Origin of the sequence: Bartonella sp. AP280QHHD, assembly GCF_042196125.1 — a bacterium.
Taxonomy (GTDB): Bacteria; Pseudomonadota; Alphaproteobacteria; order Rhizobiales; family Rhizobiaceae; genus Bartonella.
Window position 1 is genome coordinate 1 of record NZ_JBHIPQ010000050.1, and the last position, 12185, is coordinate 12185.

Sequence of the window (12185 nt, forward strand, 5' to 3'; positions counted from 1 at the left end):
TTCTTTGAATTGGAATAATGAAGCCAATGCATTTGTAGCTAAGCATGGAACGGAAGGAAACAATAGCAAATTGAAGTTTCTTTTAGATGGAGAAATTTCTAAAGGTTCAACAGAAGCGATCACGGGCAATCAGCTTTATTCAATGAATCAGACATTTGCTGAGTATTTTGGTGGAGGAGCTGGTTATGATAAAGATGGACAATGGAAAGCTCCAAGTTTTGTGATCAAGAAAGTTGATGCGGAAGGTAAAGAAAGTGAAGAAAGCTATAAGAGTGTATCGGAAGCATTTGCTGGAGTTGCGAGTTCTATCACGAATGTTCATAATGATGTTACCAATGTAGTCAGTGATAGCCTTGCGAAGCAGGATGAAAAGACAAAAGTTATCACTATTGGTAAAGAAGTAGAAGGTACAGAACTCAATATCGCAAATAAAGACAAAGGGGAGCGGACACTTTCAGGTGTTGGTGAAGCAACAAAGGATAATGAAGCTGTTAACAAAGGTCAGCTTGACGCAAGTCTGAAGGATATTTCTACCAGCCTTCAGTCAGATGATTCAGCTGTTGTTCATTACGATAAAAAAGAGGGTGAGAATGGCGGCATTGATTACACGAGTGTGACTTTAGGTAAAGGTAAGGGTTCTGCACCTGTTGGTTTGCATAATGTTGCCGAAGGTCAGATTAGTGAGAATTCGCATGATGCGGTTAATGGCGGTCAGATTTCTAAGGTTTCTCAGGATATTGCGAAATACTTAGGTGGAGGTACAAGCTTTAAAGATGGTACTTTCACGGGTCCAACCTATAAATTATCCAGTGTTGATGCAAAAGGCGAGGTAGTAGAAAAATCCTATGGTGATGTTAGTTTAGCCATTGAAGGTATTGATACGAATTTCAAGAATGTGAATAACAACCTAACGAATAAGTTTAATGAACTTACTGAAAACATCACGAATATTACTCAGGAAGTTCAAGGCGATGCGCTGTTGTGGGATAAGGACGCAGAGGCGTTTGTAGCGATGCATGGGGACAATAAAGAGAACAGCAAGCTTACATCACTTGCAGCTGGCTCTATAGTATCAGGCTCGAGTGATGCGATTACGGGTGGACAGATTTATGATCTGCAAAAACAGTTTGCTGGCTATTTTGGTGGTGGTGCTGGTTATAATGAGAAAGGCGAATGGCAAGATCCGGATTTCCAAATTCAGACTTTCAGCAATGATGGTACGAAAGGTGATAAGAAGAGCAGTAATAATGTTGCAGGTGCTTTTAATGACATTAATGACAGCATGAGCACTATCAACGCTCGTATTAAGGAAGTTTCAGAAGGAGTTGCACAAGATTCTTTATCATGGAGCAAGGCTGAAGGTGCTTTTGTCGCCTTGCATGGAGAAAAAGATGGTGAGAAGACACACAGCAAAATCACATCACTTGCAAATGGTGATATTACTGCTAGCTCAAGCGATGCTGTAGCAGGGAATCAGCTATATGCTCTAGGTAACAGTGTTGCGCAGTCTTTAGGTGGTGATGCTAGTTATGCAGGTGGCGCTTGGACGGCTCCAAGTTTCAAAGTTAAGATCGTTAATGAGGATGGTACTAAAGTTGAAGAGAAGAAGTATGATACTGTATCGGAAGCATTTGCTGGTGTAGGAACATCTTTTGAGAATCTTCAAAAAGAGTTTACTCAAAACAACACGGAGGTTACTGAAAATATTAAGCAGAATGCGTTGTTGTGGAGTGATTCTGAAAAGGCGTTTGTAGCAACACATGGAGAGGGTGATGAGAAAGGCAACAGTAAAATTAAGTTTCTTTCCAATGGAGAGGTTTCTGCAAGCTCAAGTGAAGCGGTCAATGGTTCTCAGCTTTTTGAGACGAATAAGACTGTTGCAACTTATTTAGGTGGTGGCGCTGAATATAAGGAAGGTCAATGGAGTACTCCAAGCTTCAAAGTTAAGATCGTCAAAGAAGATGGCAGTGCCGTTGAAGAGCAGAGCTATGATGATGTTGCGTCTGCCTTTGCTGGTGTTGGTGATTCATTCATGAATATTCATAAAGAGCTTCAGAATGAGATTAATAAAGTTGTAGGAGATAGTCTTGTTAAGCAGGATGATGCTACGAAGGTAATCAAGATAGGTGGTGAAAAAGAGGGTAGTGCAATCACAATTGCAAACATGAATGGTGATACACGTAGTCTCTCTGGCGTGAAAGCTGGAACACTTTCTGAAGGCTCGACGGAAGCCGTGAATGGTTCACAGCTTTATTCCTTGCATCAGACGCTAGCGATGTATTTAGGAGGAGGAGCTAGCTATGAAGGTGGCGAATGGAGGGCTCCGGAATTCAAGGTTTCACAATTCAATTCTGATGGTAGTTCGTCAGAAAAGAAGATCTATCATGATGTAGCAGGAGCTTTTGATGGTGTCAGTGATGGTATGACGAGTATCAACGAGCGTATTCATGATGTTGAGAAGAATGTGGCGAGCAATGGTTTGAATTGGAATGAAGAAGAAGGCGCGTATGATGCGAAGCATGATGGTAAGTCGAGTAAGATTACGAATGTATTGGATGGTAAGATAGAAGAAGGCTCGCAAGAAGTTGTTAATGGTGGTCAGCTTTGGAGCACGAATGAGAGGGTAAAAGAGGTTGAAGACAAAGTAGATACGATAGATCAACATGTGAAAGATATTGAAGTAGCCGTAACAGATGGCGTTGTTAACTATGACAAAGATAGTGATGGGAAAAAGACCAATAGCATTACGTTAGTAGGAGGCAATGACAGCGAACCTGTTATGATAGACAATGTAGCGGCAGGCAAGATTGCAACAGGTTCTCAGCAAGCTGTTAATGGGGGTCAGTTACATGATTATACTGAAGAGCAGATGAAGATAGTTCTTGAAGATGCCAATAAGTATACGGATGAGAAAGTTAGTGGTCTTGTCAATGATGGTGTTAACGAGTCGAAATCCTATACGGATATGAAGTTTGAGACATTGAATTATGCTATTCAGGATGTTCGGAAAGAAGCAAGACAAGCTGCTGCTATTGGTCTAGCGGTGTCCAACTTACGTTACTATGATATACCAGGATCTTTAAGTGTTTCATTTGGGAGTGGTTTATGGCGCAGTCAATCTGCACTTGCTATTGGTGCTGGTTATACATCTGAAGATGGAAATATTCGCTCGAATGTATCTGTGACAAGTGCTGGAGGTCATTGGGGAATAGGTGCTGGAATTACTCTGAGGTTGAGATGATAATAGAAAAAATGGCTGTTATTGTAAAAACGAGAAGTATGTTAGTAAAGGTTCTGCTGTTTGCTCTTGCCTTAATAGGCAAGAGCGAAAGCTTTGCCAACGAGAACAATAATATTTATACAGTGCATCCACCGCACTTATCGATACCTAAGGGAGAACCTGGCGAAACACGTCGAATTATTATGCAGTTTTATGATTGGACTTTGATTTGTGACGAAAAACAAAAGCTTAAACATAAGCAAGGTATATGTAATGTGACACAGACGGTTCATGATCAAGAAGGAAATACCATTTTTAGTTGGTCTCTTGTTTCTACGACAAGTGGTCAAGCAGTGATGCTTTTTCGAACATTGCCAAATTCTGATATAAATGTTCCGATTCAAATGTTTGTAAAAGGTGTTAAAAAACCTGTTCTTATTAATTATACGCAATGTAATGAAACGGTTTGTTTGGCACAATCACCTGTAGGGCCGGTTTTGACTAAACAAATAGAGCAGAACAATAAGGTACGTATTTCCTATAAAACTAAAGAAGGTAAGGTATTTTCTTTTACTGTACCATTTAAAGGGTTAAATGCAGCACTTAATTCTTTCCGTCCTTAGAATTCATCGAGTATTTTTAACAAGAGTCATTTTTCCATAAATTGTTGTATTATATTTCTGAGTGTAAATTATAAGGTCAAATAAGTAAGAAGTTTTATATAATATGATATCGAGGTGATTTATTGGAAAGAGTGAGAGTTTTATGAATATAAAGTCACAGTAAGTTATTTATATGTAATAGAAAATAAAGTTAGTGTTTCCCGTAATGCTTAAAGAATGATTTCGTTAGTTATTAAAAGTAAAAAAGATTAGAAATACTCGATTTATTCCTTACAATAATGAGTAGACTAAATTCTTTTTTTAAGCTTAAAATGGATTTTTAAAGCGGTCTGATTAAGCATTAATATTTTTCAGATAAATTTATAATTCTAGAGTTTTTTTTGAACGATAGTTTTTATTGGTATTCACGAAATAACAGCTATTGTAATTGCATTTTGTAGTACTACGGAACTTTTATTCCAGCATAATCAAAGCCATTTCATTGCATATAACAAACGAGGTTTGTGTGTGGATAACAAAAAAAATTTTTTTCTTATAAATCGTACTAATGTATAGGTTGTTGTAACCTTAAGAGTCAGCAAATAGTATGATAGTGTAGGTTTGTTACAATAGAGGTGTGCTCCGTGTAAATGGTATAAAGAAAAGAGCATAATTTATAAAAATTGATGTGAACGTAAACGATTAATTTATAGTTTTAAGTTCATAAAGAGATGCATGATTTCACGGAAACAACCGAAAGATTATACAAAAAACTGAATGATGTTAGTGTAGAAAATTTTAATGATAGAAAAAGAAAGAATGATTTCTTGTATATATCATTTGATGCTGCATTATTGCTTTATTTAGGAATGAGCAGAAGAGTTTTCGCGTTTATTTATTGGGGGACGCTCAAGGGATAAGGGACATGACCCCGTTAAATTATGGTTCAAAAGAGTTAAAGCAAGGAGAAATATACGATACCAAAGCAGATCAATTGTATGATCAGTGCGGTAGTAATACAAATAATCTTTCTGCATTGTCACGAACAGAGGCATACTCTGTCCTTGTTGATATAAAGAGACAACAGAGAAAAAAACATTATGAACAGAAACAGGTTTTTGTTCAATCTGAGGCAGCTTTTGAGTTTCATAATCAGATAATGATAGGTGCTCAAAAAACAAAAAAACTCAAAGCACCTTTTCTTCGACGGTTCCATCCAGTAAAATCTCCACCTCTTTATGCGGCACTTGATCTCGGAACAAATAATTGTCGTCTTCTTATCGCATCTCCCAGTAAACCTGGATATTTTCGTGTTGTTGATGCTTTTTCTCGTATTGTACGATTGGGAGAAGGTTTAATAAATAACGGTTTTCTTAATACACAAGCTATGGATCGTGCGATTGAAGCATTAAAGATTTGTCATTTAAAGCTAAAACAAAGGCATATTAAGCGTTATCGCTTGATTGCAACGGAAGCTTGTCGTTCTGCAGAAAATGGTAGACATTTTATTCAGCGTGTTTTGGAGGAGACAGGTCTTGAATTGGAAATTGTTGATCGGCAAACAGAAGCGCGTTTTGCTGTTACAGGGTGTAGTACACTTGTTGAACCAAATACTGACGCAATTGTGCTTTTTGATATTGGAGGAGGATCATCAGAAATTGTGCTACTTGATGTTTCTCAAAAGCGTTCTTTTCGTTTAGCTCGACAAATTATCGCTTGGACTTCTCTTCCTGTTGGTGTTGTTACGCTTGCTGAACGTTTTGGAGGGAATGATATTAGCTTAGACGATTTTGAAAAAATGAAAAGTTATGTGCGAGGGTTATTAAATAATTTTTCAGATCGTCATAAATTAGGAGAGTTAGCACAAGGTTCAAAGTTTCATCTTTTGGGAACCTCCGGTACAGTTACGACTTTAGCAGGAATGTATCTTAATTTAGAGCGTTATGATAGGAAAAAAGTGGATGGCATTTGGATGAAGGATGCAGACATTACACTTATGACACAACGTCTATTATCATGGGATATAGAAAAACGTGTCATAAGTCCTTTTATTGGGCGCGAGAGAGCAGATTTAGTTTTAGCTGGTTGTGCAATTTTAGATGTTATTCGGGAAGTTTGGCCAAGTCAGCGTTTAAGAGTTGCTGATCGTGGATTAAGGGAAGGAATTTTGATAGAGCTAATGTTACGCGATGGGGTATGGTGTCGTCGTAGAAAGAGCAGAGATTTCAAGCGTTAGAGAATTAAATATGGAGACAATGAATAACGATGAAAAAAACAACAAAAACACCGAGAGGTGGCTATGGAGGTTCAGGGTCACATGAATTATATCAGCGCGTAAAAAAGAAAGCAGGAACCATTAAAGCTTCATCACGACGATGGTTAGAGAGGCATCTGAATGATCCTTATGTCCATCAATCAAAAGTAGATGGGTATCGTTCGCGTGCGGCTTATAAACTCATTGAAATTAATGAGCGCTATAGGTTTTTGAAAAAAGGTCAAAAGGTTATTGATCTAGGAGCAGCACCTGGGGGCTGGTGTCAGGTGGCTGAGCGTATAGTAGGGTCAAGTGATGAGGATCCTAGCGTTGTTGGTATTGATTATTTACATGTTGATCCATTACCTAGAGTTGCCATGTTGGAAATGGATTTTTTGCATACAGATGCACCGCAGAAATTAATTGAAACTTTAGGGACAAAACCGGATGTGGTTCTTTCTGATATGGCAGCGCCAACAACAGGTCATCGTCAGACGGATCATTTAAGAACGATTTATTTATGTGAAGTTGCGGCTGATTTTGCTCTTTCGGTTCTTAAGCCTGGGGGACATTTTTTAGCAAAGGCTTTTCAAGGAGGAGCAGAAAACACTCTTCTTACGACACTAAAACAGCATTTTAAAAAAGTCTATCATGTTAAACCACCCGCAAGCCGATCAGAATCAGTAGAGCTTTATCTTCTAGCACTTGAACTTAAGGGAAAAACAAACATTCAAGAATAGCGCCTTCTTTTAAGAAGATTTAACTTTACTTAACCTATTTAGATGTGATGATTTTTTTCTCAAAGAGTTATCGGCGATAGTGACAGTTTTTCTGTTATCAATGATGAAAAACTGGTAAAACTAATGTATTGCCTATAGAGGTAAAGAGATTGATTCCTCAGTGAGTACTTCCAATGAAATTTCTTGATCAAGCTAAAGTTTATATTCGTTCTGGTAATGGAGGTTCTGGAGCAGTATCATTTCGTCGTGAAAAATTCATAGAATTTGGGGGACCTGATGGGGGGAATGGAGGACGGGGTGGTGATGTTTGGGCTCTTGTTGTTGATGGGCTTAACACGCTGATTGATTATCGCTACCAACAGCATTTTAAAGCAAAAACAGGGGGGCATGGCAAGGGGCGTAATATGACGGGTGAAAAGGGTAATGATGTCATCCTTAAAGTTCCGGTTGGGACGCAAATTTTTGAAGAAGATAATACAACGTTAATATGTGATTTAACGGAAGTGGGACAGCGCTATCGCCTTGCAAAAGGAGGGAATGGCGGTTTTGGCAATCTTCACTTTACAACATCGACAAATCGGGCACCGCGTCGTGCAAATCCAGGTTTGTCTGGAGAAGAGCGTGCAATATGGCTTCGTTTGAAGTTAATTGCTGATGCGGGGCTTGTTGGTTTACCAAATGCTGGAAAATCAACTTTTTTAGCTTCTGTAACGGCTGCAAAACCAAAAGTTGCAGATTATCCTTTTACCACTCTACATCCTCATCTTGGTGTTGTACGTATTGATGGTCGTGAATTTGTTTTGGCTGATATTCCAGGATTAATTGAAGGAGCGCATGAAGGTGTGGGAATTGGAGATCGTTTTTTAGGACATGTGGAACGTTGTCGCGTACTGCTTCATCTAATTTCTTCTCAAGAAGAAGATGTAGCAAAAGCATATCAAATTGTGCGTCATGAACTTGAGGCATATGGAAATAATCTAAGTGATAAAACTGAAATTGTTGCTTTAAGCCAGATAGATACTCTGACAATTGAAGAGCGTGAAGCTAAACGGGAAGCTTTGCAAAGAGCAGCGGATCAACCAGTTATGATGTTTTCTGCGGTTAGCCGCGAAGGTTTAGAAAATGTGCTGCGTGCTGGTGCACATATTATTGAAATGTCACGCAAAGAGGAGATCAGTGGGGATAGCAAGGTTGATTGAGATGGCTGTTGGATCGCAAAAACTTACACACTATAAACGTATTGTGGTCAAGATTGGATCTGCCCTTTTGGTTGATCCTCAGGCAGGTTTACGGGTTGAATGGCTTAAAAGCTTGATCAATGATGTTGTTGAATTACACAAAGGAGGCGTAGAGATATTATTGGTGTCTTCAGGTGCTATTGCTTTAGGAAGGACATTGCTACAGCTTCCTAAGGGGGCTTTGAAATTGGAAGAAAGCCAGGCATGTGCTGCTTTGGGGCAAATTGAGTTAGCAAAAACCTATGGTGATGCGCTTGCTCAACATGGGCTCAAAACAGGCCAAATTTTGCTCACTTTATTTGATACGGAGGAGCGAAGGCGTTATCTCAATGCACGTGCAACGATTGAGACGCTTTTATATTTGGGAGCTGTGCCTGTTATTAATGAGAATGATACTGTTGCAACAACTGAAATTCGTTATGGTGATAATGATCGTTTAGCTGCACGTGTGGCAACAATGGTGAGGGCAGATCTTTTAATACTTTTATCCGATATTGATGGTCTTTATACAAAGTCTCCCCATAGTGATCCTACGGCTGAATTTATACCTTTTGTTGCATCCATTACGCATGATATCGAAAAAATGGCAGATGTTGCTGCTTCAGAGTTTTCACGGGGAGGAATGAAGACTAAGCTTGAAGCCGGAAAAATAGCTAATGCTGCTGGAACGGCGATGATTATCACCTCAGGCAAGCGTATGAATCCTCTTGCTGCAATTGACAAAGGTGAACGCAAGAGTTTTTTTGCGGCAAGTAAGAAATCTGTCAATGCTTGGAAAACATGGATTTCTGGTCATTTAGATCCATCTGGTGTTTTGACGATTGATCAAGGAGCCATTAGGGCTCTTGAATCAGGAAAATCATTATTAGCTGCAGGGGTTATTGCCGTTGAGGGAAATTTCCAGCGTGGGGATACGGTTGCAATTGTTGGTACAGATGGAGTTGAGATTGCGCGTGGACTTGTAAGCTATGACAAAGATGAGGCTGTACGCATTATAGGACATAAAAGTGAAGAAATCGAAGCTATTCTTGGGTATGAGGCGCGCTCTGCTATGGTGCATCGTAATGATATGATTGTACGTTTCTTGATCAATTCTGTTTAAAAAAGTTACTTTTGTTTTTATTGTTTTGGCAGAGTGGATGTTACGATGACTTTAGAAGAAAAAATGAAAGATATGGGACAAAAAGCACGCTATGCCGCTGCAGCATTGGCTGTTGCTTCTTCTGAGCAAAAGAACAATGCATTAGAAATGATCGCTTTAAGTTTAGAGGCTCAGTCAGATGAAATTTTACGGGCGAATTGTCAAGATTTAGAGAATGCTGCTCAGAATAATTTGAAAGCTGCAATGATTGATCGGCTAAAATTAGATGATTTGCGTTTACGTGCAATGATAGACAGTGTTCGCCAAGTTGCTCGTTTATCTGATCCTGTTGGACAAGTGATGGATGAATGGACGCGTCCAAATGGGCTTCATATAAGTCGTGTACGAACACCTCTTGGTGTGATTGGCATTATTTATGAAAGTCGTCCAAATGTTACAGTTGATGCGAGTTCTTTGTGCTTAAAAGCTGGCAATGCTGCGATTTTGCGCGGTGGTTCGGATAGCTTTCATTCTTCTCATGCTCTTCATTTAGCTTTGGTACAAGGTTTAGAGCGCTCTGGTTTACCTAAAGATGCCATCCAAATGGTTGGAACGACAGATCGTGCTGCCGTTGGGGAAATGCTCAAAGGGTTGGATGGAGCGATTGATGTGATCGTACCACGTGGTGGAAAGAGCCTTGTTGCTCGTGTTCAGTCTGATGCACGTGTTCCAATTTTTGCTCATTTGGAGGGACTTTGTCATATTTATATTGATAAATCGGCAGATTTAAATATGGCACGCAATATTGTTTTAAATGCAAAGCTGCGGCGAACAGGGATATGCGGTGCTGTTGAGACAGTTCTCATTGACAGCCAAGCATTAAAAAAATTTCTTCCTGTTTTAACTGCTTTACAGGAAAAGGGGTGTGAAATTCGTGCCACAGAAGATATTGTTTTTCTTATGCCAGATGTCAAATTAGCTTCTGAAGAAGATTGGTCGCATGAATATCTTGATGCTATTCTTTCTGTTAAAACGGTTGAGGGTGTTGAGGGAGCCATTGCTCATATCAAGCGTTATTCATCAGGACATACGGAATCGATTATTGCTGAGGATTTGGAAGTGGTGAAGAATTTTTTTAATCATTTAGATTCAGCTATTTTATTGCACAATGCATCTACACAATTTGCTGATGGAGGTGAATTTGGTTTTGGAATGGAAATTGGTATCGCAACAGGAAAAATGCATGCACGTGGTCCCATAGGTGTTGAACAGCTAACATCATTTCAATATCACGTTAAAGGAAATGGTCAGGTTAGAGCTTGAGAACACCATTTTTTCCATGGAAAAATTGTATGCCACATGTTGAAAGATCTAATGTTGTGGGTCTTTTTGGTGGTTCCTTTAATCCACCGCATGCGGGGCATCTTCTTGTTGCAAAAATTGCCATTCGGCGTTTGCATCTTGATCAGTTATGGTGGATGATCACTCCAGGAAATCCTTTAAAGGATTGTACACAGTTGCTCCCTTTAGAGGAGAGAATGCGATTAAGTTTTAAACTTATTGACCATCCGAAAATTCGCTTGACAGGTTTTGAACAGGCTATAGGGAGCAAAGTATCAGTAGATACGATTTTTCATATTCTTACCCATTACAGTGGCGTAAATTTTGTATGGATTATGGGGGCAGATAGTTTTGCGACGATACATCATTGGTATCGATGGCATGATATCGTCTCTATGCTTCCTATTGCGATTATTGATCGTCCTTTAGGCAATTGGTCAGCACTTTCCTCTCCTATGGCACATATTTATCGCCGTTTTCGTTTGGATGAGAGAGAAAGTAAGCGATTACCTTTTATCAAGCCACCAGTTTGGACTTATTTGCATGGACCTTTATCTTTTCAATCTTCAACAAACCTTCGTTTGAAGAAGAATGATTTTTCTTGAACATTTCATAAGATTCTGTTTCTCTTTAGAGAAGTCTCTTTTTTAGATTCCACAACGATAAGAAAGGATATTGATCTGAAAAACATTGCACACAAACACTCTTACGATACTATGCCTTCAAAAGAAAAAAAAGTTTTTTCTGTTAGTGAGAGTCTTGAAGTTATTCTCAAGAGTTTAGAAGATACAAAAGCAGAAGATATTGTTGCTATTGATATTCGAGGGAAGTCATCTTTGGCTGATTATATGGTCATAGCTTCAGCAAATTCGCAGCGTCATGTATCGTCTGTTGCTGATCATTTATTACATACTTGGAAAGATAGTGGGCAGGGGCTTGCGCGTGTAGAAGGGCTTGCTGGAGGTGACTGGGTATTGATTGATACAGGTGATATTATCATTCATCTTTTTCGTCCAGAAATTCGTCTTTTTTATAATTTAGAAAAAATATGGATGACGCCGGATTTAAACGATACGGCTTTGCTTCTCTTCGGAGATCATTAAAATGCAAATTTCTATTTTTGCGGTTGGTCGTATGAAAAGTGGGGCGGAGCAAAAATTAGTTCAGCATTATTTGGATCGTTTTTCTAAAATTTCTGGAGATGTAGGCTTTCATTTAAAAAAGTTACAAGAGATACCAGAAAGTCGTGCTCAAACAGTTTATCAACGTATGGAGGAAGAGGGGAGAAAACTTATTGAATTTTTACCTGAAAAATGTCGATTAATTGTGTTAGATGAGCGTGGAGAATCGATTTCGTCAATTTCTTTTTCTGAAAAATTGAGGCGTTATCGTGATGAGGGCATTCGAGATGTCGTCATTGCTTTGGGAGGACCTGATGGGCATAATGAACAAATAAGGAAGCGTGCTGATTTTCTTTTATCTTTTGGTTTGATGACGTGGCCACATCAAATTGCACGTATTCTTCTTACAGAACAACTTTACCGCGCTGTAACAATTGAAAATAATCATCCGTATCATCGTTTTTAATATTTTTGTTCAATTTTTAGCACTTATTTATATGTTTATTAATATTGTTTTAGCTGACACCATTTAAAGCATCTCTAATGTATACGATGAGGTGTCATGGTTTTTGCAAATGAAAAAGCTTC

Annotated in this window: 10 protein-coding genes; all 10 read left to right on the plus strand. The window is 38.9% G+C overall.

The features are described 5' to 3' along the window. The coding region (locus ACFIMK_RS08105) for a Vomp family autotransporter (protein WP_375693540.1) at positions 1-3241 on the plus strand (3241 nt) is incomplete at its 5' end. After that, positions 3238-3843 (plus strand): invasion associated locus B family protein, encoded by a 606-nt coding sequence (locus ACFIMK_RS08110; RefSeq protein WP_375611868.1) that lies wholly within the window; start codon positions 3238-3240, stop codon positions 3841-3843. The genes ACFIMK_RS08105 and ACFIMK_RS08110, both read left to right, overlap by 4 nt. A 904-nt stretch (positions 3844-4747) precedes the next feature. Beyond that, complete coding sequence (locus tag ACFIMK_RS08115) at positions 4748-6058, plus strand: Ppx/GppA phosphatase family protein (RefSeq protein ID WP_375627678.1); 1311 nt, start codon at positions 4748-4750, stop codon at positions 6056-6058. A 29-nt stretch (positions 6059-6087) separates the two neighbouring features. Next, on the plus strand, positions 6088-6816 hold the full coding sequence (locus ACFIMK_RS08120; protein ID WP_375681873.1) for an RlmE family RNA methyltransferase: 729 nt from the start codon (positions 6088-6090) through the stop codon (positions 6814-6816). A gap of 173 nt (positions 6817-6989) precedes the next feature. Next, positions 6990-8015 carry a GTPase ObgE gene (obgE, locus tag ACFIMK_RS08125; protein ID WP_375681872.1) on the plus strand — a complete coding sequence of 342 codons (1026 nt, stop codon included), beginning with the start codon at positions 6990-6992 and terminating at the stop codon, positions 8013-8015. A gap of 1 nt (position 8016) precedes the next feature. Next, complete coding sequence (proB, locus tag ACFIMK_RS08130; RefSeq protein WP_375627675.1) at positions 8017-9156, plus strand: glutamate 5-kinase; 1140 nt, start codon at positions 8017-8019, stop codon at positions 9154-9156. A gap of 45 nt (positions 9157-9201) precedes the next feature. Then, positions 9202-10458, plus strand: coding sequence for a glutamate-5-semialdehyde dehydrogenase (locus ACFIMK_RS08135; RefSeq protein WP_375693541.1), 1257 nt, complete (start codon positions 9202-9204; stop codon positions 10456-10458). A 29-nt stretch (positions 10459-10487) separates the two neighbouring features. Beyond that, a complete protein-coding gene (locus ACFIMK_RS08140) occupies positions 10488-11081 on the plus strand; it encodes a nicotinate-nucleotide adenylyltransferase (RefSeq protein ID WP_375681871.1) in 594 nt (197 codons plus the stop codon). Between the two features lie 111 nt (positions 11082-11192). Beyond that, complete coding sequence (gene rsfS, locus ACFIMK_RS08145; protein ID WP_375610572.1) at positions 11193-11579, plus strand: ribosome silencing factor; 387 nt, start codon at positions 11193-11195, stop codon at positions 11577-11579. A 1-nt stretch (position 11580) separates the two neighbouring features. Beyond that, on the plus strand, positions 11581-12063 hold the full coding sequence (gene rlmH / locus ACFIMK_RS08150; protein WP_375611861.1) for a 23S rRNA (pseudouridine(1915)-N(3))-methyltransferase RlmH: 483 nt from the start codon (positions 11581-11583) through the stop codon (positions 12061-12063). Positions 12064-12185: the final 122 nt, after the last annotated feature.

Coding starts and splice junctions, on each gene's coding strand:
- ACFIMK_RS08110 (WP_375611868.1), top strand. CDS start 3,238: ATGATAATAGAAAAAATGGCTGTTATTGTAAAAACGAGAAGTATGTTA.
- ACFIMK_RS08115 (WP_375627678.1), top strand. CDS start 4,748: ATGACCCCGTTAAATTATGGTTCAAAAGAGTTAAAGCAAGGAGAAATA.
- ACFIMK_RS08120 (WP_375681873.1), top strand. CDS start 6,088: ATGAAAAAAACAACAAAAACACCGAGAGGTGGCTATGGAGGTTCAGGG.
- obgE (WP_375681872.1), top strand. CDS start 6,990: ATGAAATTTCTTGATCAAGCTAAAGTTTATATTCGTTCTGGTAATGGA.
- proB (WP_375627675.1), top strand. CDS start 8,017: ATGGCTGTTGGATCGCAAAAACTTACACACTATAAACGTATTGTGGTC.
- ACFIMK_RS08135 (WP_375693541.1), top strand. CDS start 9,202: ATGACTTTAGAAGAAAAAATGAAAGATATGGGACAAAAAGCACGCTAT.
- ACFIMK_RS08140 (WP_375681871.1), top strand. CDS start 10,488: ATGCCACATGTTGAAAGATCTAATGTTGTGGGTCTTTTTGGTGGTTCC.
- rsfS (WP_375610572.1), top strand. CDS start 11,193: ATGCCTTCAAAAGAAAAAAAAGTTTTTTCTGTTAGTGAGAGTCTTGAA.
- rlmH (WP_375611861.1), top strand. CDS start 11,581: ATGCAAATTTCTATTTTTGCGGTTGGTCGTATGAAAAGTGGGGCGGAG.